Consider the following 24,196-nt stretch of genomic DNA (forward strand, 5'->3'; position numbering starts at 1 on the left):
ATAACACACAAACATAGGGAGTGACGAGATGGAGAAGAAAATCGGTTTTATTGGCTGCGGTAATATGGGCAAGGCTATTCTTGGCGGACTGATTGCCAGCGGTCAGGTACTTCCCGGTCAGATCTGGGTCTACACCCCCTCCCCCGATAAAGTTGCCGCCCTGCATGACCAGTACGGCATTAATGCGGCGCAAAGCGCGCAGGAGGTCGCTCAGGTCGCGGATATCGTTTTCGGCGCGGTAAAACCGGGCATTATGGTGAAAGTGCTCAGTGAAATCTCCTCCAGCCTGAACAAAGACTCTCTGGTGGTCTCTATCGCCGCAGGCGTAACGCTTGATCAGCTTGCGCGCGCGCTGGGACACGACCGTAAAATCATTCGCGCTATGCCGAATACGCCGTCGCTGGTTAACGCAGGAATGACCTCCGTCACGCCCAACGCGCTGGTCACACCGGAAGATACGGCTGATGTCCTGAATATTTTCCGCTGCTTTGGCGAGGCGGAAGTGATTGCTGAGCCGATGATCCATCCGGTGGTTGGCGTGAGCGGATCTTCGCCGGCCTATGTCTTTATGTTTATCGAGGCGATGGCGGACGCTGCCGTTCTGGGCGGTATGCCTCGCGCTCAGGCTTATAAATTCGCCGCGCAGGCCGTCATGGGATCGGCGAAAATGGTACTCGAAACCGGAAAACATCCCGGCGAACTGAAAGATATGGTGTGCTCGCCTGGCGGAACGACGATTGAAGCCGTACGCGTTCTGGAAGAACGTGGCTTCCGCGCTGCGGTAATAGAAGCGATGACGAAGTGTATGGAAAAATCAGAGGCGCTCAGTAAATCCTGAGGCCCGGCTGGACGTCATGCCGCCACTTCGGTGCGGTTACGTCCGGCATTCTTTGCTTTGTAAAGCGCCATATCCGCAGACTTTAACCATTCCCGATAATGACCGATTTGTGGCGTTAACGGCGCCACGCCCACGCTGATACGTAACATGACCTGCGGCGCGCCCGGCAAGCGTAAGGTATTTAGCCGTTCATGCACTCGCGACATGGCGGTAATCGCGCTGTCTGCCGGCGTTCCGCACATAATCACCGCGAATTCGTCGCCGCCAAAGCGCCCGATAATATCACTCCCGCGTAGCGTTATCTGTAATTGACGCGTCAGGGCGATAATAGCCTCATCCCCAACATCATGCCCCCAGGTGTCGTTAATGCTCTTAAAATGATCGATGTCGATAATCAACAATGTCGCCTCCCGATGGTGGCGTCGGCTGTGATCGAATTCATTACGTAATAAAATTTCCCAGTGGCGTCGGTTATAGACGCCGGTCATGCCATCCCGCGAGCTCATCGCCTGCAAGCGTCGCTTATGTTCCGCTAATTTAATGGCCGTTTGATAACTTACCCAGGCGAACAGAAGCGGATACAACATAATGACGGGCAAAGAGAGCGTGACTTCCAGCGATGAGCTTCGCATCGCGACGGGTAGCCCGGTAAGCTGCAACGTCACCAGACATGACGCCAGCAAAAGCCCCATTCCGGCAGTGAATAGCCGCCGCCCGCCAGCCCCCATCAGATTCATGCTCATCATCATAAACAGCGCGGCGGCAGGCAACATATTGACGCCCATCAGCGCGATCCACATGCCGGAGAGGATCGCATCCACTTTCAGGTTGTAAATTTCCTGACGTAGCGGATCAAGGGCTTTCGCCGACCACTGCCACGCCAGATGCGGCCAGACAAAAGACCAGCCGACCAGCAACAGCCACCAGCCGCCAAAGACAGGTTGCGTCACTAACACGGCGGCCACCGGTAAAAACATCCCCCCTAACCCCACCGCGCGCGGTAGCCTGATGCGCCGGGCGAAGCGCAACCCGGAGCGCTGACGATCATCAGGAGGGTCAGGCGGCGCTACCGCCTGTTCAACTGCTTTTCGGTAAAAATTTTCATCATTCATTATTTTTGGGAACATTTAGAAACAATTTTCCCAAATTATAGAAACAGAGCGCATGGAGGGAGTATGAAATTTCGGGTGAGTGTTTTTCAGGGCTCACCCGATAGCACTACGCCGCTTTTTTCAGGCAGGCGCTCATAAACTTGCTACGGTCATCGCCTTTCAGGGATTGTTCCGTCGCCTGAACATTGCATTCACGCATTTTCTGCTGTTGCGGCGTCAGGCTTTTCTCGCCAGGGGCTGACTTACTGTTTTTCAGGCAGTCGCTAAGGTAGGTTTTACGCGCATCGCCTTTCAACGCTTGCGCTGTCGCCTGCTGATTACAGGTTGTCATGCGCTGCTGTTGCGGCGTTAACGGTTTCTCGGTTGCGCCGACGGCGGTTAAAAAGACCAGGCCAAAAAGTAAAGTCACCAGTAATGTTATTTTCATAGCACCATCCTTTTGTCAGTGTACACATTACACGTTGTCCCTTTGGGAAATATCCCAGGGACTTTATATAAGTCTGGCTGTTACTGGCAAAAATACCACCCGGTTGTAAAAGTATTACTTACCGTGAGCAATAGATGTTTTATTGATTGACAAACCGTAGGCTAATGTGCAATTCGATTATCCACAGTCACACTGGCAGGATGCAGAAGAACAGCGCATAGCGTTACACTGTTATTACCATAGCCGCTTCGTTTTTATTTTCTTCTGGTTAATACAGAGCAAAATAAAAACGAAGCGGCCAGGGCTATTTTATAAAAGTAACGTTATAACAACTGTGTTGTTTTAAATACGATTAGTGCCGGGGGTGTCTCAGCAACTTTTTTACATATTGGCGCAGCAATTCCGTATCGTGATCAGGAACGCTGGCATCCGGCTTTACGCCTTCAAGTGCCCCCTCTACCTGACGTATCAACATCTCCTGCTCGTTTTGCGCCATGTTACGTAACATTGCTGTGACGATAATCTCTAACGCTTCTACCTGAGCAACCAGTTCTTTCGACTCTTCTTCTTTTTGGGCTAGCTTAAGCAACAACTCTGCTATGAGATTTTTCATGACCATATTTCCTTATTAGTTCCAGGGTGACGTTATCACTATGAAGAACCACTGCCTAGAGGCTGAAAGTACTATTTTTATGATACAGGAAGAACTTTACACAAATAATTATCACTGTCGCCGCAGCGAAACGTTTCTCAGACCGAAAACGAGACGATAATAAACCATCAAAAAACAATAATCACGCTATATCATAATTTAAGGTTATGCCATCTATAGAAAAACTTCACGGATAAAGAATATATCTTTTAATTTAAACCATATCGTAACGGCAGAAGCGCCGTTACGATGCACCGCTATTGGCCTTTCGCTTTTTGCGCGTTACGCCGACGACGTAACGCCAGGGTCAGTTGCCCAATATTGATCAACACGATCGCCGCCGTAGCGATAAAAACCCAGCGGAAACCGGCCATCGCCGATACCGTCGCGCCCATCAACGGCCCAACCACGTTGCCCAGGTACATAAATGACTGGTTGTAACCAAAAATACGTCCGGTAATTTGATCGCTGGAGTATTTCACCAATAACGTTTGTACGGCGGGTAACATCGCGCCATCGGCAAAGCCTAACAAGAAACGCAACAGCCCCAACTGGAACGGCGTGGTGACCCAGGACATCGCGAAGAAAAGCAGCACTGCGCAGATAAGCGTGGCCATCAGAATTCTTTCCGTGCCGATTCTGTCGCCAAGTTTTCCCAGGCGAGGCGCGGAGATAAGCGCGGAGATACCGGGCACCGAGGCAATTAACCCGCTAAGAAAGGCGATGTTATTACTGTCCGGCATCATTGATTTGATAAACAGCGCCAGGATTGGACTGATGGAACCATTACAGAGTTGAATGACCATCGTGGTAAAAAACAAACTGATCACCAGCGCAGGATAAGGTAACGACGCAAAAACGGCTTTACCGCTCAGGCGTTCGCTTTTCCTGATGACCGGACGTACGCCTTCTTTAATTAAAAATAGCGTGACCAGAAAGCTCACCACCAACAGCATGGCGGTAATCAGAAATACCGCCCGCAGCCCGATATGATCCGCGACAAAGCCGCCCATTAACGGCCCGCCGATAACGCCGCTGATTTGCGCGGTAGAAAGCGTACTGAGCGCCCAGCCGCTACGTTCGCGCGGTACCTGAGAGGCTACCAGCGCCATGGCATTGGGGATATAGCCTGACGTTAACCCCATGATTCCGCGCAGCAGGAAAAGTTGCCAGACATGGGTCGCGAATGCCTGCAGTAGAATAGCTATCGCCATCCCGAGCGACGCGCGCAATAGCATCAGTTTACGCCCTTTACGATCGGCGAGACTGCCCCACATCGGCGACACAATGGCGGAAATAAGAAACGTGATGCTAAACGTTAACCCGGACCACATTGATAACGCTTCATGGGAAGAGACGCCAAGCTGGGAAATATAAAGGGGTAAAAATGGCAGGATTTGGCTGATTGCCAGCCCGGTAAAAAAACATCCAAACCAAACGGAAATTAGATTAACTTTCCAGGATTCCATAAGACTCGTAACGGTAAGTAGCTGAAAATACGCGTTAGCTTAGCAAGCTCTCATTTTCCTGGTGGTTCCAGAGGTGCGATACGTCACACTTTGCTATTTTGTCTCCCCGTTCATCATTTTTGTGAAACATATCACATTATATAGCCGCGCAAGGCAGACGTTTATGCTTTAACGACACACGCCGTAGCCCCGCATTCCAAGATGAAAATGGTTAGCATGAGCAGCGTTATAGTCAGGCCCGAGTCCATTGCCATAATAATGGCAACTGGCGTTTAACATAGCGCGTAACCAGGGCCCCGTCTCCTCACGCCCCCAGCCGCGCAGAACAGTGATTTTTCGGCCATCCGATAGCTGAAACCCGCTGACATCCAGCGCTTCTGCGCTGGCATGTTCACTGCGACGCGCATCCGGGCGGTGATAAATATTACGGCAGGCATAGCTGCCCAGATGTTCGATGCGGGTCAGGCGGCGCTTCATCCACGTTTCTGTTAAAGGTTTTGCCTGCTGTTCGACAAACAGCGCGGAGCGCAGCGCCAACGGGCAGGAGGCTAAAAAACTGCTGCTCAGTTTGACCTGGCCAAAATCTCTGACGCGCACAACATGGGACAAGGGACATTCACCAGTGCTATCCGCAACAGGTTGTGATGAAATTAATCCCTGTTGATTGGCCGCCGTCAAAAGCTCCCGGCACTGCGACGGCGTCAGGCGCTGTAGTTTGAAGGTAGTGATCCAGCCTGGCGGATCGGCAAGTTGTAGCGGAGCAAAAGGATTATAATAAGAGGGAAGATAACGATATCCCAGTCCGCCAATGCCGCCCAACAGCACAATAATCAGAAAACCCTTACCTCTCACGCGGCCTCCGTTCTCACATCCCATAAACATTATGGCAGAAGCCCGCGAAACCCGCGTTTTGTCGTGGTAATGTATACGCTTTGCATTCGATGGAATGGGTTTTTAAGATGGCGAAATTGCGGGTAGGAATAGTATTTGGCGGTAAGTCGGCGGAACATGAAGTGTCTTTGCAATCAGCGAAAAATATCGTTGATGCGATCGATAAAACCCGCTTCGACGTGGTGCTGTTAGGGATAGATAAGGCAGGACAATGGCATGTTAACGATGCGGAAAATTATTTGCAGAATGCAGACGATCCGGCACATATCGCGCTACGTCCTTCGGCAATCAGTCTGGCCCAGGTGCCTGGCAAACACCAACACCAGTTGATTAACGCCCAGAACGGGCAGCCGCTACCGACGGTAGATGTTATTTTTCCTATCGTCCACGGTACGCTGGGCGAAGACGGCTCATTGCAGGGGATGCTGCGCGTCGCAAACTTACCGTTTGTCGGTTCAGACGTGCTGAGCTCCGCAGCCTGCATGGATAAAGACGTCGCCAAACGACTGCTACGCGATGCAGGACTGAATATCGCCCCGTTTATTACACTCACCCGAACGAATCGTCACGCGTTTAGTTTTGCCGAGGTTGAATCCCGTCTGGGACTGCCGCTGTTCGTTAAGCCCGCCAATCAGGGCTCTTCGGTCGGCGTTAGTAAAGTCGCTAACGAAGCGCAATATCAGCAGGCGGTCGCGCTGGCTTTCGAATTCGATCATAAAGTGGTGGTGGAGCAAGGAATCAAAGGGCGCGAGATCGAATGTGCCGTATTAGGTAACGATAACCCACAGGCCAGTACCTGCGGCGAAATCGTACTGAATAGCGAATTTTACGCCTACGATACTAAGTATATTGATGATAACGGCGCACAAGTTGTCGTGCCTGCGCAGATCCCTTCCGAGGTGAATGACAAGATCCGCGCGATCGCGATCCAGGCTTATCAGACGCTGGGGTGCGCGGGTATGGCGCGTGTCGATGTCTTCTTAACGGCAGACAATGAGGTCGTGATTAACGAGATCAATACGCTGCCAGGTTTTACCAATATCAGTATGTATCCAAAACTCTGGCAGGCGAGCGGATTGGGCTATACCGATTTGATCAGCCGCCTGATTGAGCTGGCGCTGGAACGCCATACGGCGAATAACGCCTTAAAAACCACGATGTAATAGCGCACGCCCGATAGCGCAACGTTTATCGGGCGTCTTTTACCTCATCATCTTCGCGCCGGCGAATGATGAACCCCGCCAGCCAGAAGCTGATAATCCACGTTACCAGCCCAACGCCATAGGTTTGCCATCCTTTCGCCTCAAAACCCAGCAATCCTACGACGCCATTCAAAATAAAGATAAGGCCAATAGAGAAGGCATAGTAGTGCCAGTCACGACGAATTTTTACAGGCAAACGCATAACGACTCCGACGTATTAACAGCAACAAAAACGTATTTTTGCATACTTCTGGCGAGCGAGTCTGTGGGGGATACGGAATTTCTTAAATGTTAATTGATTTTGATAAAAGTGATCATTTTGTGACAACTAACAAAAATTTACGCGATGGATACATTCCGTATGTGAAATTACCATGATTCTGATATTGACAAACACAATGACCTGTCAGACTTCACAGTAAGCCGATGGCATAACGCCAGATCGTAGCCGATCATCCTGGAGGTCTTTATGGCTGATTTCACTCTCTCAAAATCGCTGTTCAGCGGGAAGCATCGAGAAACCTCCTCTACGCCCGGAAATATTGCTTACGCCATATTTGTACTGTTTTGCTTCTGGGCCGGAGCGCAACTCTTAAACCTGCTGGTTCATGCGCCGGGCATCTATGAGCATCTGATGCAGGTACAGGATACAGGTCGACCGCGGGTAGAGATTGGTCTGGGCGTCGGGACGATTTTTGGCCTGGTGCCCTTCCTCACAGGCTGCCTCATTTTCGCCGTTATCGCCGCGTTTTTACGCTGGCGTCACCGTCACCAATAAACCTTAGCGCGCTGGAGAAAATATCCCAGCGCGAAATTTATCGCCCCATACACCGCGCCCGCCGCTCATCAACTCGTTTAGCAAACCAGGCGGTCGTCAGCTTGCGCGTGATCTTCGGACTTTCCAGTTGAATACCGGGCAACATTTCCCGCGCAAGCGTCTTGCCCGTTTTGGCCTCGGCCAGTTTATAGACTTTCTTGTAGAGCGCCGTTTTTTCAAACGCCAGGCTATCGCCTTTCTCCAGTTGGCTGCGAATTTCGCGCTCACTCATTCCCAACTGCCCTTCCAGTTTGCGCACCGCTAACTCTGTTTTGCCCGGTTTCTTGCTGTTATAACGAATCAGATCGCCATCCAGCGCCAGTTTTACCCCACTGGCTTTACTGACGGCATTCTGGAACGCAGCGTTACGGCTGGCGTACCATCCCGCGTTGAAGTCGGCGAAGCGGAAAACAGGCGCGCTGTAGTTCGCCGGGTAATTCAGCAAATGGTAGGTTCCAAACCACAATCCGCCACGGCGCGTAAAGACCTCCTGACGTACCGTACCCGCCATCTTCCACGGATAACCTTTCGCGTGCTGTTCGGCAAAGGCAATGCTGACCTGCATCGGGCCGCCCGTATGCACCGGGTTATATGAGCCAAATAGCGTCTGCCCCATAGGAACCATATTGATAAAGTCGTCAAAAATAGCGCTAAGCTGTTTTTCGGTTTTTACCGTGTCCAGGCGTTCGCTATAGCTCTTGCCGTTAGGGGAGTTAATTTTCAGCGCGGTGTGCACCAGAAACAGCGGAATGTGTAGTCGTTCAGCACGGCGATCAATCTCCTGCCAGGCTATTTTACTTAGCCCCGGCACGACAGGATCCGCCTGATAACCGGACTCCTGCTGGGCGACAGCCAGCACCGAACAGATATTTTCTACCGTCGGTGTCAGCCCCTGGCTCTTAAACGTTGTCGCGATGTCTTTCGCCCAGGCCTCTCTGTCTTTGACACTGGCCGGCATTTTCTGACGTACTACGCTTGCCACGTCGACAGGCTTCTCGCCCTTGCTCACCGGCTGCCCGGATTGACTACTACAGCCAGCCAATATGGCAACCGCCAGAAAAGGCAGAGGATAAAGACGGGACGCCGCCGACATAACGTTTCCTTCTGTTAGCTAAAAGAGTGGGTCACTTCCTGAACTGGCTGACCATCCAACTGGCGTTCAAAGCTACGTAAACGTTTATAAATAGACATCAGCTCCACCAGAGTCGTCCAGGAGTTAATCAAATACTGGAACGAACCGCGCACCTGGCCAAACACGTTGGTGATTTGCGTCATCAGCCCCAGCGTAATCGTACCGGCAACAATGGAAGGAAACAGCAGGAACAAACCGAAAACGTTATCGACCTGCAAATAGAGAATGCGCGCGATGTTGAAATACATATAGTGAAAGTAGAGACGGAAGTAGTTATGGCGCACCGCGCTAAACAGTTCACGGACGGTTGGCGGCGTGGCGCGGCTGGCGTCATCTTCACCGTAGACCAGCTCCTTACGATAAGCGGCTTCCACTCGCTGATTTTTAAATTCCAGCCCCGGCAATTTGATCCCGACGACCGCCAGCAGGCCCGTCCCCATTAATGACCAGACTATAGCGGCAATGACCAGGCCGTAAGGGATATGCCCTACGATGGGTAAATTCGGCACATGCGCTGACAGGGTGACCAACACCGGCAGAAAGGCGATGAGCGTCATGATGGCATTGATAAAACTCACGCCCATATTCTCCAGTGTAGAGGCAAAACGCATGGTGTCTTCCTGCACACGTTGGGCGGCCCCTTCGATATGGCGCAGGTACTGCCAGTGCGCCATATAGTGCTCATTCATTGCGGTACGCCAGCGAAATACATAGTGGCTGACAAAGAAGTTGTTCAGCACGCCGATCACCACGGCGATAAGCGCAATACCGAGAAACACCCCCACTTCATGATAAAATTGACCAAGAGTGACCTTGTGCGGCGAGCTGAGCGCCGTTTGAATCAAATCATAGAACGGCGCGTACCAGGCGTTAACCGCGACGCCAACCTCCACCAAAAACCAGGTGACAAAAATAATGAGCGAGGTGCCAAGTATCGACCAGTACTGCCAGCGGTGCGGGCTATAGATGAACCAGAACGTTGCAAATAATCCCACGCAAATCAGGTAATAAGCATAAAAAATCAGATAGTCCAGCGACCAGAAACGCGCTGCGCTGATAGGCACTTCATCGGATGCCCCTACAAGTCGCGCCACCCAATCTCCTCCTCCCGCCTGCCAGAAAATGACGGCGATCAGCGCCCAAACAAACGCCGACATGAAAAACGGCCCTGGCTTTGGGAAAAAAGATTTAAACATCATGCTCTCCTGCTAACTTCTTCTCTTTATTACGGCTGCTGTAACGGCGGCAATATCACGCCATGCCCACGCAAATGAAAGGGCTAAACCAGGCATTGTGACCTACGTTGTGACGCTTAGTTCGCACTTCTGCTCAACAGAATTGTTTCGACGAGTTTCATTCTAAGCAGGCAGGCTGGCGCTATCAGGTTATCACAAGCGCTCTATCACAAAAGTAAACATTCTTCATCACGAAAACTCGCCGTTACGTTTTTTCACCCACTTTTTTCTCTTTAACGTTTTGCAATGTGCCGCCGGGTAGTATAAATACGCATAACCACCGTTATTTCACTTATGGACATCACCGTTGAAACGTAGTCTGCTTTTTACTGCCATGCTGTTTGCGGCATCACTTACTTCTGTCCAGGCGGCTCAGCCGATTGCCGATCCGGTTTTTGCCTCTGATATCGTTGATCGTTATGCCGAGCATATCTTTTATGGTAGCGGCGCCACGGGCATGGCGCTGGTGGTGATCGACGGCAATCAACGCGTGTTTCGTAGTTTCGGTGACACCAGACCGGGCAATAATGTTCGTCCACAGCTTGATTCGGTCATTCGTATCGCTTCTCTCACCAAGCTAATGACCAGTGAAATGTTGGTAAAATTGCTCGATCAGGGAACGGTAAAATTAAACGACCCTCTTAGCAAATATGCGCCTCCCGGCGCGCATGTCCCGACGTATCAAGGCACGCCGATTACGTTAGTCAACTTAGCGACCCATACCAGCGCGCTTCCGCGAGAACAGCCCGGCGGCGCGGCGCATCGTCCGGTATTTGTCTGGCCAACCCGCGAACAACGCTGGAACTGGCTCTCCACAGCAACGTTAAAAGTTGCGCCAGGCTCGCAGGCGGCCTATTCCAATCTGGCGTTCGACCTGCTAGCCGACGCGCTGGCGACCGCCTCCGGCAAACCTTATACGCAACTGTTTGAAGAAAAGATTACCCGCCCGCTGGGAATGAAAGACACCACGTTTACCCCCTCTCCCGATCAGTGTAAGCGTCTGATGGTGGCAGAAAAAGGCGCAAGCCCCTGTAATAATACGCTGGCAGCCATTGGCAGCGGCGGGGTCTATTCTACGCCAGGAGATATGATGCGCTGGATGCAACAGTATCTGTCGTCAGATTTCTATCACCGTAGCCATCAGGCCGATCGTATGCAAACGTTGATTTATCAGCGCACACAGTTAAAGAAAATCATCGGGATGGACGTACCAGGTAAAGCCGATGCGCTCGGTCTGGGCTGGGTCTATATGGCGCCAAAAGACGGACGTCCTGGCATTATCCAGAAAACAGGAGGCGGCGGCGGTTTTATTACCTATATGGCGATGATCCCACAATATAATATTGGCGCTTTTGTGGTCGTAACCCGTTCCCCCCTCACGCGTTTTACCAATATGAGCGACGGGATTAACGATTTGGTTACTGAGCTAAGCGGCAATAAACCGATTGCTATTCCTGCATCCTGAGTCGTCGCGCCTCGCGCTATATCAGACGAGGCGCAACATTTTTGTTAATATTCGGAGGGCAAACGGTTAATACTGATCAGTTTGCCTTTATTCATTTCAATGTAATTACCCTTACGCAGGGCTGCGAGAACTTCCGCCACCACCGATCGCGATACGCGCGTTCGTTGATGAATATAATTCATAACACCAATACGTGAGCGAAGTTCTTCATCCCACTCAATCATTGTCATTAACGTCGCACGAATCTGGTCGTAAGAATTATTACCAATGAGCTGCTTGTCACGAAGTTCCAGTACCTGGCTTTTCCATACTATCCAACAGAAGGCTTCACGCCACAGTTGGTTCTGCTCAATGATGGCGAGAGTTTGTGATGATGAGAGGCGATAACCGATGCAACCGCTCTCCGCAATTAATTTATATTGTGCCTCTTTTTTCGCCACACCATCGGCTAAGCCGAAAATAAAGGGGGCCTGCACAATACCAATAAGAACTTTATCACCCCGAACTAACGAAACAACCCCCTCTAAAATAACAAAGGTATGGGTATTACTTTCATCAGGTGAACAGATAATCTCTTTATCGTTAACAAACTCGAAACGCGTACCATGCTTAGAAAGGCATTTATCGAGTCTGTTGAATTCCTGTAGTGGCTTGCTTAAAGATAACATATGCATTCCTTGCAATAATGCCCGTCAAGTCCTTGACGGGCATTTTTCAGTTTAAATTACCTTTATTTCTCCTGAGAGAAAATGATTACCAGGTATATTTAACACCAACGTTTGCAGACCAGTCTTGATCAACATCACCGCCGCCGAGGTAGTTAGCATCGGTGTAGGCGCTGAAGTTCTTCGTGAAGCTGAACTGAGTACCCAGACCAACACGTACCGCAGAACCTTCTACGCCGTTGTCGATAGAGTCGCCGTTTACGTCAGCATCGTTGTTGGAGTCGTCGTAAACGTAAGCCAGTTTGAAGTACGGCGTCAGCGCCTGATCTTCGCTGTAAGTGAAGGTATAACCTGCATCTACACCGATTTCATAACGCATGCTGTCGTAGGACTGACCGTCAACTTTCATGTCGTTGCTCAGCTGGTAGTCGTCGCCAGACTGGAACAGACCGGATACGCTGCCGTAAGGCGTTACGTAGCCTGCATCACCCAGCTTCAGATCATAACCCAGTTTCAAGCCAAAGCCCCAGGCGTCAGAAGAGGTGTTGCCGTCAACGTAAGTACCGTCGCTCATGTTAGCAGACAAATCGTTGTTGAAGTGAGAGTAGCTCAAGTTACCATCAACAAAGATGTTGTTTGCGAAACGAGCGGAAGAGTAGATGTAGGCAGACTGGCTGTCCTGATCCACCTGACCGGTACGATCGCTCAGATCGCCTTTCGCGAAGCCTGCTGCCGCACCAACGATCCACTTAGCGTTGTTACCGTCAACTTTGGTATCAACACCGACCATGATGCCATTAACATCCTGATCGTAGTTAATGGTGCCGTTGTCGCCGTTGAAGTTACCGCCGAAGTAGCTTACCCATGCGCCGCCGTTATCCGCCAGGCCATGACGAGCGTTGGTCAGACGAGTACCAACGGTGTCTTGTTCCAGGTTCCAGATATTGGTGTTCGCAGAAGGAATGCTCAGCGCCATGTTAGCGTAGTCGGTCAGTTCCATCTGTTCCAGCACGACAGTGTTGCCTTCCTGCTTAGCCTGATAGGTGTAAGCACCCAGGTCAGCTTTGTTTGCTGCAGAGAAGGTAGCGGTGCTGTTCTTATCGTTAACATAGATCAGCTCATTACCTTTATAATCCGCAACAGAACCCGTGCCTGTAGCATTGTCGATACGTACTTTATAGTTACCGGTTGCAGCTGCAACATTGTCACCAACGTTATCAACTTCATCCTGACCTGCTTCCGTCTGGTCGGTATCGTAAGTATCGCCGTTACCGTTAATGGTCAAATGACCATCAGAGTTCATCGCAATCACGCCATAACCGTAATTAGACTTAGTCGTGTCGTTAGTACGATCGTTAGTCAGGTCAGCATCCAGTACGAAACGGTTACTTTCGATGTTGAAAACACCTGCGTTCACATAACCGTTAGCATCGGTGTAGCTGGTCAGGTTCAGAGTATCAACCTGCAGCGCATTAGAAGCGCTATTACCAACATCCAGTACACCATTATTGGTTACGTTGATAGTGTTTGCGTACAGGGCAGCATCATTTACGCTCCAGCCAGCAGAAACATCATCAGCAATCGTAACGGTACTGTTATCGATAGACAGGGTATCAGTTGCAACATGACCATCTTCATTGATGTTCAGAGCAGAACCACCAGTCAGGCCGATAGTGTCAGAAACCAGAGTAGAATCAGCAACATTGACAACAGAACCACTATTGATACTCAGCGTATCAATCAGAGAAGTTTTAGTAGTGTCCCACTGTGATCCGGTATTCAGGGTCACGTTAAACAGGCCGCTCTGATAAACTTCGTTACCAACGATATGGTTATACTCACTGTAGTCAGTATAAATGTTATCAACACCTACAGTTGATAATGGCCACAGACTATTAGCTGCGATATCGATCAGATTTGCAGTTGCCTCGGTACCTACAGCATAAGAATCGTAAACTCCATCCGGAGATGTGGCATCAAGAATACCGTCGCCGTCAGTATCTACAGTATATTCAAAAACACCGTCTCCATCGGCATCAGTACCAGTGTCTGTCATATGTACAGACATTGCTGCACCAACCCATTTGCTACCATTATTCAGGGTAACATCCATACGGTCAGTGCCATCCCAACCGTTCGTGTCGCGGTCAGCATCAGTATCACGATAGCTATCCGCTCCATTCGGGAAGAAGTTCTCATCGAAATTGCTGGAGAATACAACATCGCCCATCAGCGTGGAGTTGCTGAGGTTGACCGTCGTCTGCATTGCATTATCAGCGTATGGGTTTGCAATTGCCGCAATCGCAATGTCATCAGCAGTATAAGAACCGCTGTAATCGCTAGCGTTATTAGTATTACCAAACCAGCCGGAAGTACCTTCATCAGACCATGAGCCAGAGGTTACGGTAGAATCAGCAACATTGATTGTGTTATTAAATACTTCACCGCTGTTTACGCCAGTGCTAACGGTGTTATCGTCGATATCTTCCCATTCGTAGCCCTGAGTCAGGGTAATACCAGCAACATGAGAATTATTTACAATAGACAGATCAACTTCCTGATCCAGTGTAATCGCGGTACCCATGTCATAAACATCAACAACATGCGTATCCGCAGTACCATCGGTATAGGTACCGTTATAGGTATAATGCTCGTAGTTGTCATCAATGGTAGAGTTATCAACGGTCAGCGCCAGGCGATCATATACATACCCGGTGTCACGATTTACGCAATCGGTAGTCATACACTCGGAGGTAATCATACCATGAATAGTACTGTTTTTAATTGTCAGGCTATTCGCATTAGTATTGGTAGTAACGCCATCATCCAGATAGTAGGTAGAAATAACGCCATTAACTCGCGCGTTATTGATTACAGGATAAATGTCACCGTTATAGTAACTATCAGTTGCGTAGTTGTTCCAACCTACATAGCCATCATAATAAACGCCATCAGCGTAGGTCGCATCGTTGTAGTGATGAAACGTATTGTAAGTGGTACCAGAAATATCATTAGTAGTAGCATTCGCCTGAGAAGTGATTGCCAGAGTGCAAGCCAATGCTAATTGTGAGACTACAAGTTTCTTTTTCCAGGAGTGCATTTGTCATCCCTCCTCAGGGACGTAATATAGTTGATCCATCAATTATCAATGCATAAAAACATATAGATGTTTAGCAAGGAGGATTATGCGGCGTCATTGCTAAAAGGTTCAATTATTCTTTATCCTCAGTCCGGATTCGGACATGAATTAAAAAGACGTAATAAAAGGAAAATAGATAATTAAAAATCATTCTTTTTCATGAGGTTACAAGAAAATAAAAAAATAAAATACATATGAGATAAATATGGATTAAAGAAAAATAAAATAAATATGAATAATGTTAAAACCCACATTTACTTAAATGACGATGAAATAAAACTAAAAACAACGTAAAACTAATTCTTATTTAAAATGATATAGTGCCTGAGGTATTAATCTCCGGTATATAAAAGAAGCGCCATGTTCTGCCGCCGCCGGGGCTGCGCCTGCTACGTTAAGGACCGTTTTCGTAAAACATCTGCCTGCAGATTCAGGTATACTGGGCCTTCGATTCCACAAACATCAGGCAGACCATGACAGACCTTATCCATCGCCCTCGCCGCCTGCGCAAATCCGCTGCGCTGCGCGCTATGTTTGAAGAGACAACACTTAGCCTGAACGACCTGGTGTTGCCGATCTTTGTTGAAGAAGAACTCGACGATTACAAAGCTATTGATGCCATGCCCGGCGTAATGCGTATCCCGGAAAAGCAGCTGGCGCGAGAGATTGAACGTATCGCAAATGCTGGTATTCGTTCCGTTATGACCTTCGGCATTTCCCACCATACTGATGACACCGGCAGCGATACCTGGAAAGAAGACGGCCTGGTGGCAAGAATGTCCCGCATCTGTAAGCAAACCGTGCCGGAGATGATCGTCATGTCCGACACCTGCTTCTGCGAATACACCTCGCACGGCCACTGCGGCGTGTTGTGCGAACACGGTGTGGATAACGATGCGACGCTGGCCAACCTCGGCAAACAGGCCGTTATCGCGGCGGCGGCTGGAGCAGATTTTATTGCGCCCTCCGCGGCAATGGATGGACAAGTCCAGGCTATCCGCCAGGCGCTGGATGCCGCCGGTTTTACCGATACGGCAATAATGTCCTACTCCACCAAGTTCGCCTCTTCTTTCTACGGCCCCTTCCGTGAAGCAGCGGGCACCGCGTTAAAAGGCGACCGCAAGACGTATCAAATGAATCCGATGAACCGCCGTGAAGCGATTCGCGAATCACTGCTCGACGAAGCCCAGGGCGCGGATTGCTTGATGGTGAAACCGGCCGGCGCGTATCTGGACGTGCTGCGTGAAATCCGCGAACGCACAGAGTTGCCGCTTGGCGCTTACCAGGTGAGCGGTGAATATGCCATGATTAAATTTGCTGCTATGGCTGGCGCCATCGATGAAGAAAAGGTCGTGCTGGAAAGTCTGGGCTCGATTAAACGCGCCGGCGCCGATTTGATTTTCAGCTACTTCGCGCTGGATCTGGCTGAGAAAAATATTCTGCGTTAATTCTGTTACAGGGCGGCGCGCTGCCGCCCTTTCCCGACGTTACCCCACTATTCAGTCGCTGACGCTAACCCGTTGCCGGACGCGGCTTATCCGGCTTACGGCTATTCCTCGATCGCCTGGCGAATTTGCTGCAACGACGCGGGATCGTCAATGGTTGTCAGATCGCCCGGATCGCGGCCTTCGCAGATCGCCTGGATCGTGCGGCGAAGCATCTTTCCGGAACGCGTTTTGGGGAGCTGCGAGACAAACCAGACATGCGCCGGACGACCAAAGTGACCGATCTGGTTGTCCACCAGCGCCATAATCGCTTTTTCCTCGTCGCGCGCCGCCTCGCGATCCGCCAGCGTATCGCTCTGCTTCGGAATAACAAACGCCACCGCTACCTGCCCTTTCAGAGCGTCCTTTATCCCCACCACCGCCACTTCCGCTACGTTCGGGTAACCGGAGATACTTTCTTCTATTTCTCGCGTCCCCAGCCGATGGCCCGCAATATTAATCACATCATCGGTACGGCCCAGAATAAAGTAATACCCCTCGGCATCGCGGATTCCCCAGTCGAAGGTGGCATAAACCTGACGGTTAAACAGCGACCAGTAAGTCTTCACAAAACGCGCATCGTCGCCCCAAATAGTCTGAATACAGCCCGGCGGCAGCGGCCCCTCAATCACCAGCATACCTTTTTCATTTATGCCGCAAGGTTCGCCGGTGACTTCATTGAGTAGCTGGACGTTATAACCGTACATCGGCACGCCGGGACTTCCCAGACGCGGCGGCCTGTCATCCAGCGCGCGGGCCAGCGCCATGATCGGCCAGCCGGACTCCGTCTGCCAATAATTGTCGATAACCGGCACCCCCAGCGTCTCCGTCACCCAACTGGCCGTCGGCTCGTCCAGCGGCTCACCGGCCAGATAAAGCGCCTCCAGCGAGGAGAGATCGTGATTGCGGATTTGCGCCGTCGGGAATTTTTTCAGCACGCGAATCGCGGTCGGGGCGGAAAACATCCGGTTAACCTGGTATTTCTCGACAATTTTCCACCAGACCCCGCAGTCCGGGTACGTCGGCAGTCCTTCGTAAACAATAGTCGCCATGCCTGCCAGCAACGGCGCGTAAACGATATAGGAGTGGCCGACGACCCAGCCGATATCCGATGCGCAAAAGAATACGCCGCCCGCCTTGCCGCCAAAAATGGTGTCCATCGAGGTTGCCAGCGCCACCGCATAACCGCCGACGTCGCGCTGGACGCCTTTCGGTTTGCCGGTAGTGCCGGAGGTGTAAAGAATGCATGAGGTTTCATTGGATTCCAGCCACGCCACCGGCACGCTCGCGCCGAGATGCTGCTGGCGCAACGTGGCAAAATCCAGATCGCGCCCATCCACCCACGCCATTTTCGCCAGCCCTCTGTCCACCAGCAGAACGTGTTTCGGCTGATGCTGCGCCTGCGCAATAGCGTCATCAAGCAGCTTTTTATACGGCAGGATTTTACCGCCCCGCGCTCCGGCATCCGCCGACACAATCAGCGCCGGTCTGGCATCGTCAATGCGCGCCGCCACGCTGTGCGAGGCAAAACCGCCAAAGACCACCGAATGGATCGCGCCAATGCGCGCGCAGGCCAGCAGGGTTATCTGCGCTTCGGCAATCATCGGCATATAGACCAATACGCGATCGCCACGCTGCACGCCCAGCGACAGCAACATGGCGGCCACAGCGTTGACTTCATCATGCAACTGGCTGAAGGTAAATGTACGCTCTTCATCGGTCTCTGATGAGACGGCAATCAGCGCCAGCGCCTCCGGCTGTTTATCCAGCCAGCGGTCAACGGCGTTATGACATAAGTTAGTGGTGCCGCCGCAAAACCAGCGGGCAAACGGTGGACGGCTATGATCCAGCGTCTGCGTAAACGGCTGTCGCCAGTCGATACGCCGGGCCTGCTCGGCCCAGAACGCCTCCGGTTCGTTAATGGAACGCTGATAAAATTCGCTAAAAGACATCACGCTCTCCTGTTGAACTTACGCCTTACTGCTGGCTGGCTCAGATGACATATAAATCGAGGTATTCGTTAACCGGCATCTGCTCCAGGCGGGCTCTGTCCAGGGAGACATCCAGAATGCGTTGCTGCTGGCGAGTCGGGAACTGACGCGCCAGGTTAATTTTAAATTTTTCGATAAGCTTCGGAATACCGTCGGCGCGGCGACGCGCATGACCAATCGGATACTCCACGACAACCTCGCCAAAGCGTGAGCCATCAGTAAACTCCACGGTGATCGCATTGCCGATAGCACGTTTTTCCGGGTCGTGATAGTCGGCGGTAAAAGCCGGGTCCTCATAACACACGATTTTCTCGCGCAGGGCGTCAATACGCTTGTCCTGCGCCACCTCGTCTTCATAATCCGCCGCGGTTAACCGTCCGAACAGCAACGGCACGGCGACCATATACTGGATACAGTGATCGCGGTCCGCCGGGTTATTGAGCGGGCCTTTTTTATCGATAATGCGGAGACAGGCTTCGTGGGTGCGGATGGTCACTTTCTCGATATCCGCTGCCGTTTTACCCGCGGCCTGCATCTGCTCATACAGCGTCATCGCCGCTTCGACGGCGGTTTGCGAGTGGAACTCTGCCGGGAAAGAAATTTTGAATAGCACGTTTTCCATCACGTAGGAGCCGTAAGGGCGCTGGAAACGGAACGTTTCACCTTTGAATGAAACGTCGTAGAAGCCCCAGGTTTTGGCGGTGAGCGCCGAGGGATAGCCCATCTCGCCGGTTTTCGCCATCAGCGCCAGACGTACCGCGCGCGAAGTCGCATCGCCCGCCGCCCAGGATTTGCGCGTACCGGTATTCGGCGCATGACGATAAGTGCGCAGCGACTGGCCGTCGACCCACGCCAACGATACCGCGTTGAGGATCTCATCGCGCGTCAGCCCCAGCATTTCAGCGACCACCGCGGTCGAGGCCACTTTGACCAGCAGCACATGATCAAGCCCGACACGGTTGAAGGCGTTTTCCAGCGCGATGCAGCCCTGAATTTCATGGGCTTTGATCATCCCGCTCAATACCTGTTTCATGGTCAGCGGCGCTTTGCCGGCGGCGACGGCGTTACGTGACAACCAATCCGCAATCGCCAGAATACCGCCGAGGTTATCAGAAGGATGGCCCCACTCGGCGGCAAGCCAGGTATCGTTAAAATCGAGCCAGCGGATCATCGCGCCAATGTTAAAAGCTGACTGTACCGGATCGAGCTGGAACTGGGTGCCCGGCACGCGTGCGCCGTTGGGCACCACCGTGCCTGGTACGATCGGCCCAAGCAATTTTTTACAGGCCGGGTATTCCAGCGCTTCCAGACCACAGCCGAGCGTGTCGAGCAGGCAATAATGCGCGGTGTCGTACGCCACCTTTGAGGTGATGTCGTAGTTCATCACGTAATCCACGATATCGACGATTTCGCGGTCAAATTCCGGACGGATGTTCAGTTCTTGGGTAGACATAGGGTACGTTTCCTGCGTTTTATTTTTAATAAGAGTGAGTTAGCAACGATCGTCTATCGAGACAAACGGACGATCTTCCGGCCCGGTATAGTTGGCAGAGGGGCGAATAATCTTGTTGTCCTGACGCTGTTCAATAATGTGCGCCGCCCAGCCGGTAACGCGGGCGATGACAAACAGCGGGGTGAACATTTCGGTAGGGACGCCCATCATGTTGTAGGAGACCGCCGAAAACCAGTCGAGATTCGGGAACATCTTTTTGGTTTCCCACATCACCGTTTCCAGACGGTCGGCGATGTGGTACATCTTCAGCGAGCCGCCTTCTTCTGAAAGCTGTTTCGCCACCCGTTTGATCACCTGATGGCGCGGGTCGGCGATGGTGTAAACCGGATGTCCAAAGCCAATCACCACCTCTTTGTTTTCCACGCGTTTACGGATATCCGCCTCTGCCTCGTCCGGCGTTTCATAACGCTGTTGAATTTCCAGCGACACCTCATTCGCCCCGCCGTGTTTCGGGCCCCGCAGCGCGCCAATCGCGCCGATAATCGCGGAGTAGACATCCGAGCCGGTCCCGGCAATCACCCGGCTGGTAAACGTCGAGGCGTTGAACTCATGCTCGGCATACAGCACCAGCGAAATATGCATCGCCTTTTCCCAGCTTTGGGTTGGCTTTTCACCATGCAGCAGATGCAGGAAATGGCCGCCGATGGAATCATCGTCGGTTTCCGGCTGAATACGTTCGCCGTTGTGACTGTAGTGATACCAGTAAAGAAGGATAGAGCTGAGCGAGGCCAACAGCTTATCGGCAATATCGCGCGCGCCGGAGACGGTATGTCCCTCTTTTTCCGGCAGGGTGCAGCCCAGCGCGGAAACGCCGGTACGCATCACGTCCATCGGGTGCGAGGCCGCCGGTAACGCTTCCAGAACGGTACGGACATTGGCGGGTAATCCGCGCAGCGCTTTTAACTTGCTTTTATAAGCGTTCAGCTCGTCGCGGGTCGGTAATTTTCCGTGGATCAGCAAATGCGCGACTTCTTCAAATTCGCAATGCTCCGCCAGATCGAGAATGTCGTAACCGCGATAGTGCAGATCGTTACCGCTTTTTCCCACGGTACACAGAGCGGTATTTCCGGCTGGTACGCCAGACAAGGCGACGGATTTTTTGGGCTTAATGACATGGTTATTATTTTGCAGGATCGTGGTGTCGCTCATAGTGTCCTCGTCATTTTTTTAATGTGTAGGGTATTGAGGCGTGTAAGCCGGATAAACGTAGTGCCATCCGGCATTGCCTGATGGCGGCTTCGCCTTATCAGGCCTACAGGCTACGATTTTTTATTCCTGTACAGCGCGTCCAGCTTCTCTTCGAACTGGTAGTAATTGATGCTTTCGTACAGCTCGTTGCGGGTTTGCATGATGTCGATCACGTTCTTTTGCGTCCCTTCCTGGCGCAGCACGGTATAGACTTTTTCTGCGGCGCGGTTCATGGCGCGAAACGCCGACAGCGGATAGAGCGCCATCGCCACGTTTGCACTGCGCAACTCGTCGGTCGTAAACAGCGGCGTCGCGCCAAACTCAGTGATGTTGGCGAGGATCGGCACCTGCGCCACGTCGGCGAACTGGCGGTACATCGACAGTTCGGTGATCGCCTCCGGGAACAGCATGTCAGCCCCCGCGTCCACGTAAGCCTGCGCGCGATCGAGAGCCGCCTCCAGCCCTTCCACCGCCAGCGCATCGGTACGCGCCATGATCACAAAGTTCGGATCGGTGCGCGCATCCACTGCCGCCCGAATTCTGTCTACCATCTCCTCTTTCGAGACGATCGCTTTGTTTGGACGGTGTCCACAGCGCTTAGCGCCAACCTGGTCTTCAATATGCAGCGCGGCGGCGCCCGCTTTGGCTATGGACTTTACCGTCCGCGCGACATTAAAGGCGGAGGAGCCAAAGCCAATATCCGCATCCACCAACAGCGGCAGCGGGCAAACATCCGTGATGCGCCGGATATCGGTTAACACATCATCCAGCGTAGAAATCCCCAGATCCGGCAGTCCAAGCGAGCCTGCCGCTACGCCGCCGCCAGAAAGATAGATAGCCTGATACCCGGCCCGTTGGGCCAACAGAGCATGGTTAGCATTGATCGCGCCGACAATTTGTAATGGATTCTCTTTAGCGAGCGCGGCGCGAAATGCCTGCCCCGGCGAATGTAAAGACATATCTCGTCCTCATGTTAGTAAATTGTTACTCAAGATGTATTCACCAAAGCAAAGGCTATGCCAGGCAAAGAGGCAGCGAGAAAATTAAATACAATGAGATTTAAAAACAGGTGATTACAGTCATTTCTGTTATGAATAAGCGCGATTAAGGTAAAAGAAAAACGTGTCAGCTAACGTTTCATGAAACGAATCGCCCTGTTTCATTGCAACATTTATGAAACACGTTTAAAACAAAAAATCGCCCCTTAAAGATGAACTTACTGCGATGACGACTGCCCACAGCGCTCCGCGCGATAATAGCGATAAACCGGTGATCTGGACGGTCTCCGTAACGCGTCTGTTCGAACTGTTTCGGGATATCAGCCTGGAATTCGATCATCTGGCGACCATCACGCCTATTCAACTCGGCTTTGAAAAGGCGGTGACCTACATTCGCAAAAAACTGGCGACCGAGCGCTGCGACGCGATTATCGCGGCGGGTTCGAATGGAGCCTATTTAAAAAGTCGCCTGTCAATACCGGTGATCCTCATCAAGCCCAGCGGATTCGATGTATTACAGGCACTGGCGAAAGCGGGAAAGCTCACCTCGTCTATCGGTATCGTAACCTATCAGGAGACCATTCCGGCTTTACTTGCCTTTCAGAAAACGTTTCACCTCCGTCTTGAACAGCGAAGCTATGTCACCGAAGAGGACGCGCGCGGGCAAATTAACGAACTTAAGGCCAACGGTATTGAGGCTGTCGTCGGCGCGGGATTAATTACCGATCTGGCGGAAGAAGCGGGAATGACCGCCATCTTTATTTATTCCGCGGCGACCGTTCGTCAGGCTTTCCATGATGCGCTGGATATGACCCGTCTGACACGGCGACAGCGCGTGGATTACCCATCCGGCAAGGGATTACAAACCCGGTATGAACTGGGCGATATACGCGGCCAGTCGCCGCAAATGGAGCAGCTCCGCCAGACGATTACACTCTATGCCCGCTCCCGTGCGGCAGTGCTGATTCAGGGGGAAACAGGGACCGGAAAAGAGCTGGCGGCGCAGGCGATTCACCAGACGTTTTTTCACCGCCAGCCTCACCGTCAGAATAAGCCATCCCCTCCCTTTGTCGCCGTCAATTGCGGCGCGATTACCGAGTCGTTGCTGGAAGCGGAACTGTTTGGTTATGAAGAGGGCGCGTTTACCGGTTCACGACGAGGAGGCCGGGCGGGGCTGTTTGAAATCGCACACGGCGGCACGCTGTTTCTGGATGAAATCGGCGAAATGCCCTTGCCGTTACAAACCCGACTCTTGCGCGTACTGGAGGAGAAAGCCGTCACTCGCGTCGGCGGACACCAGCCGATCCCGGTGGATGTCCGGGTGATCAGCGCCACGCATTGCGATCTGGATCGGGAGATAATGCAAGGACGTTTTCGCCCCGATCTCTTTTACCGCCTGAGTATTCTGCGTCTGACGCTTCCTCCTTTGCGCGAGCGGCAGGCTGATATTTTGCCGCTGGCGGAAAGCTTTTTAAAACAGTCGCTGGCGGCGATGGAAATTCCGTTTACCGAATCGATACGTCATGGATTGATACAGTGTCAGCCACTTTTGCTGGCCTGGCGCTGGCCCGGTAATATTCGCGAACTGCGTAATATGATGGAGCGCCTGGCGCTTTTTTTAAGCGTCGATCCCGCGCCAACGCTGGACAGGCAATTTATGCGGCAGTTATTACCTGAGCTTATGGTGAACACAGCAGAGCTGACGCCTTCAACCGTGGATGCGCACGCGTTACAGGATGTACTGGCGCGCTTTAAGGGCGATAAGACCGCGGCGGCGCGTTATCTGGGGATTAGCCGCACCACTCTGTGGCGTCGTTTAAAAGCAGGTGCCAAAGACCAGTCGGGTAATTAAGACAAATGACTGCGTCCTGAATGCCTGATGGCGCTACGTTTACTGCAGGCCGTCATCCGGCAAAACGGATGCCGGTTGCCAGGAATAAAAATACCCGCCGGAAACCCAGGCGGGTATTTTTATGAT

The 24,196-nt window shown here is 51.9% G+C and carries 20 protein-coding genes; 6 read left to right on the plus strand and 14 right to left on the minus strand.

The features are described from left to right. Positions 1-28 precede the first annotated feature (28 nt). Entirely contained in the window at positions 29-838 is an 810-nt protein-coding gene (gene proC / locus LDB27_RS16800; protein WP_000412193.1) for a pyrroline-5-carboxylate reductase, read from the plus strand. Positions 839-852: 14 nt separating this feature from the next. Here proC and adrA read toward each other — a convergent pair whose 3' ends face one another. The 5 genes from adrA to LDB27_RS16825 all read right to left on the minus strand — a co-directional run bounded on the left by adrA (position 853) and on the right by LDB27_RS16825 (position 5,380). Beyond that, entirely contained in the window at positions 853-1,965 is a 1,113-nt protein-coding gene (gene adrA / locus LDB27_RS16805) for a diguanylate cyclase AdrA (RefSeq protein ID WP_000484093.1), read from the minus strand. Between the two features lie 91 nt (positions 1,966-2,056). Next, on the minus strand, positions 2,057-2,377 hold the full coding sequence (gene psiF / locus LDB27_RS16810) for a phosphate starvation-inducible protein PsiF (RefSeq protein WP_000705162.1): 321 nt from the start codon (positions 2,375-2,377) through the stop codon (positions 2,057-2,059). A gap of 352 nt (positions 2,378-2,729) precedes the next feature. Further along, on the minus strand, positions 2,730-2,990 hold the full coding sequence (iraP, locus tag LDB27_RS16815; protein ID WP_001518423.1) for an anti-adapter protein IraP: 261 nt from the start codon (positions 2,988-2,990) through the stop codon (positions 2,730-2,732). Between the two features lie 296 nt (positions 2,991-3,286). Next, positions 3,287-4,498 (minus strand): multidrug efflux MFS transporter, encoded by a 1,212-nt coding sequence (locus LDB27_RS16820; protein WP_000446772.1) that lies wholly within the window; start codon positions 4,496-4,498, stop codon positions 3,287-3,289. Between the two features lie 168 nt (positions 4,499-4,666). Next, entirely contained in the window at positions 4,667-5,380 is a 714-nt protein-coding gene (locus LDB27_RS16825) for an extensin family protein (protein WP_000480797.1), read from the minus strand. A 77-nt stretch (positions 5,381-5,457) separates the two neighbouring features. Between LDB27_RS16825 and ddlA the strand changes: the two genes are divergently transcribed. Next, positions 5,458-6,552: a D-alanine--D-alanine ligase gene (ddlA, locus tag LDB27_RS16830; RefSeq protein WP_001096588.1), complete on the plus strand. Its 1,095-nt coding sequence runs from the start codon at positions 5,458-5,460 to the stop codon at positions 6,550-6,552. Positions 6,553-6,577: 25 nt separating this feature from the next. Here ddlA and LDB27_RS16835 read toward each other — a convergent pair whose 3' ends face one another. Next, positions 6,578-6,793, minus strand: a complete 216-nt coding sequence (locus LDB27_RS16835; protein WP_001239240.1) for a DUF2754 family protein — start codon at positions 6,791-6,793, stop codon at positions 6,578-6,580. 267 nt (positions 6,794-7,060) lie between these two features. Between LDB27_RS16835 and LDB27_RS16840 the strand changes: the two genes are divergently transcribed. Further along, entirely contained in the window at positions 7,061-7,369 is a 309-nt protein-coding gene (locus tag LDB27_RS16840; protein ID WP_000763139.1) for a YaiY family protein, read from the plus strand. A gap of 37 nt (positions 7,370-7,406) precedes the next feature. On the opposite strand, the gene yaiW is transcribed toward LDB27_RS16840, so the two are convergent. Both yaiW and sbmA read right to left on the minus strand, forming a co-directional pair. Continuing rightward, a complete protein-coding gene (gene yaiW, locus LDB27_RS16845; protein ID WP_001271426.1) occupies positions 7,407-8,501 on the minus strand; it encodes a surface-exposed outer membrane lipoprotein YaiW in 1,095 nt (364 codons plus the stop codon). A gap of 14 nt (positions 8,502-8,515) precedes the next feature. Continuing rightward, positions 8,516-9,736 (minus strand): peptide antibiotic transporter SbmA, encoded by a 1,221-nt coding sequence (gene sbmA / locus LDB27_RS16850; RefSeq protein WP_000477024.1) that lies wholly within the window; start codon positions 9,734-9,736, stop codon positions 8,516-8,518. 346 nt (positions 9,737-10,082) lie between these two features. Between sbmA and ampH the strand changes: the two genes are divergently transcribed. Continuing rightward, positions 10,083-11,240 carry a D-alanyl-D-alanine-carboxypeptidase/endopeptidase AmpH gene (gene ampH / locus LDB27_RS16855; RefSeq protein ID WP_000830775.1) on the plus strand — a complete coding sequence of 386 codons (1,158 nt, stop codon included), beginning with the start codon at positions 10,083-10,085 and terminating at the stop codon, positions 11,238-11,240. A gap of 44 nt (positions 11,241-11,284) precedes the next feature. Here the strand turns inward: ampH and iprA are convergent, their stop codons facing one another. Both iprA and ehaB read right to left on the minus strand, forming a co-directional pair. Further along, complete coding sequence (iprA, locus tag LDB27_RS16860; protein ID WP_000950235.1) at positions 11,285-11,908, minus strand: hydrogen peroxide resistance inhibitor IprA; 624 nt, start codon at positions 11,906-11,908, stop codon at positions 11,285-11,287. An 85-nt stretch (positions 11,909-11,993) separates the two neighbouring features. After that, positions 11,994-15,005, minus strand: coding sequence for an autotransporter adhesin EhaB (ehaB, locus tag LDB27_RS16865; protein ID WP_000556503.1), 3,012 nt, complete (start codon positions 15,003-15,005; stop codon positions 11,994-11,996). Between the two features lie 512 nt (positions 15,006-15,517). On the opposite strand from ehaB, the gene hemB reads away from it, so the two are divergent. Further along, positions 15,518-16,492, plus strand: coding sequence for a porphobilinogen synthase (hemB, locus tag LDB27_RS16870; protein WP_000130724.1), 975 nt, complete (start codon positions 15,518-15,520; stop codon positions 16,490-16,492). A 101-nt stretch (positions 16,493-16,593) separates the two neighbouring features. On the opposite strand, the gene prpE is transcribed toward hemB, so the two are convergent. From prpE to prpB, 4 genes are all read right to left on the minus strand, one after another. After that, positions 16,594-18,480, minus strand: coding sequence for a propionate--CoA ligase (gene prpE / locus LDB27_RS16875; RefSeq protein ID WP_023207502.1), 1,887 nt, complete (start codon positions 18,478-18,480; stop codon positions 16,594-16,596). A 40-nt stretch (positions 18,481-18,520) separates the two neighbouring features. Continuing rightward, a complete protein-coding gene (locus LDB27_RS16880; protein ID WP_023207501.1) occupies positions 18,521-19,972 on the minus strand; it encodes a bifunctional 2-methylcitrate dehydratase/aconitate hydratase in 1,452 nt (483 codons plus the stop codon). A gap of 39 nt (positions 19,973-20,011) precedes the next feature. Further along, on the minus strand, positions 20,012-21,181 hold the full coding sequence (prpC, locus tag LDB27_RS16885; RefSeq protein ID WP_001285878.1) for a 2-methylcitrate synthase: 1,170 nt from the start codon (positions 21,179-21,181) through the stop codon (positions 20,012-20,014). Positions 21,182-21,291: 110 nt separating this feature from the next. After that, the gene (gene prpB / locus LDB27_RS16890) at positions 21,292-22,179 is read right to left on the minus strand and encodes a methylisocitrate lyase (protein WP_000052223.1); all 888 of its coding nucleotides are present in this window, start codon (positions 22,177-22,179) and stop codon (positions 21,292-21,294) included. Positions 22,180-22,444: 265 nt separating this feature from the next. On the opposite strand from prpB, the gene prpR reads away from it, so the two are divergent. Then, positions 22,445-24,070 (plus strand): propionate catabolism operon regulatory protein PrpR, encoded by a 1,626-nt coding sequence (prpR, locus tag LDB27_RS16895; RefSeq protein WP_023233105.1) that lies wholly within the window; start codon positions 22,445-22,447, stop codon positions 24,068-24,070. The last annotated feature ends 126 nt before the right edge of the window (positions 24,071-24,196 follow it).

It is taken from the genome of Salmonella sp. JXY0409-18, assembly GCF_020268625.1.
In the GTDB taxonomy this organism is placed as follows: Bacteria; Pseudomonadota; Gammaproteobacteria; order Enterobacterales; family Enterobacteriaceae; genus Salmonella; species Salmonella enterica.

Bases quoted from the DNA above. Each gene is read 5' to 3' on its own strand.
- LDB27_RS16820 (WP_000446772.1), bottom strand. From the start codon at position 4,498: ATGGAATCCTGGAAAGTTAATCTAATTTCCGTTTGGTTTGGATGTTTT.
- yaiW (WP_001271426.1), bottom strand. From the start codon at position 8,501: ATGTCGGCGGCGTCCCGTCTTTATCCTCTGCCTTTTCTGGCGGTTGCC.
- adrA (WP_000484093.1), bottom strand. From the start codon at position 1,965: ATGTTCCCAAAAATAATGAATGATGAAAATTTTTACCGAAAAGCAGTT.
- LDB27_RS16835 (WP_001239240.1), bottom strand. From the start codon at position 6,793: ATGCGTTTGCCTGTAAAAATTCGTCGTGACTGGCACTACTATGCCTTC.
- prpC (WP_001285878.1), bottom strand. From the start codon at position 21,181: ATGAGCGACACCACGATCCTGCAAAATAATAACCATGTCATTAAGCCC.
- iraP (WP_001518423.1), bottom strand. From the start codon at position 2,990: ATGAAAAATCTCATAGCAGAGTTGTTGCTTAAGCTAGCCCAAAAAGAA.
- prpB (WP_000052223.1), bottom strand. From the start codon at position 22,179: ATGTCTTTACATTCGCCGGGGCAGGCATTTCGCGCCGCGCTCGCTAAA.
- prpE (WP_023207502.1), bottom strand. From the start codon at position 18,480: ATGTCTTTTAGCGAATTTTATCAGCGTTCCATTAACGAACCGGAGGCG.
- proC (WP_000412193.1), top strand. From the start codon at position 29: ATGGAGAAGAAAATCGGTTTTATTGGCTGCGGTAATATGGGCAAGGCT.
- psiF (WP_000705162.1), bottom strand. From the start codon at position 2,377: ATGAAAATAACATTACTGGTGACTTTACTTTTTGGCCTGGTCTTTTTA.
- iprA (WP_000950235.1), bottom strand. From the start codon at position 11,908: ATGTTATCTTTAAGCAAGCCACTACAGGAATTCAACAGACTCGATAAA.
- LDB27_RS16880 (WP_023207501.1), bottom strand. From the start codon at position 19,972: ATGTCTACCCAAGAACTGAACATCCGTCCGGAATTTGACCGCGAAATC.
- sbmA (WP_000477024.1), bottom strand. From the start codon at position 9,736: ATGTTTAAATCTTTTTTCCCAAAGCCAGGGCCGTTTTTCATGTCGGCG.
- ddlA (WP_001096588.1), top strand. From the start codon at position 5,458: ATGGCGAAATTGCGGGTAGGAATAGTATTTGGCGGTAAGTCGGCGGAA.
- hemB (WP_000130724.1), top strand. From the start codon at position 15,518: ATGACAGACCTTATCCATCGCCCTCGCCGCCTGCGCAAATCCGCTGCG.
- LDB27_RS16840 (WP_000763139.1), top strand. From the start codon at position 7,061: ATGGCTGATTTCACTCTCTCAAAATCGCTGTTCAGCGGGAAGCATCGA.
- LDB27_RS16825 (WP_000480797.1), bottom strand. From the start codon at position 5,380: ATGTTTATGGGATGTGAGAACGGAGGCCGCGTGAGAGGTAAGGGTTTT.
- prpR (WP_023233105.1), top strand. From the start codon at position 22,445: ATGACGACTGCCCACAGCGCTCCGCGCGATAATAGCGATAAACCGGTG.
- ehaB (WP_000556503.1), bottom strand. From the start codon at position 15,005: ATGCACTCCTGGAAAAAGAAACTTGTAGTCTCACAATTAGCATTGGCT.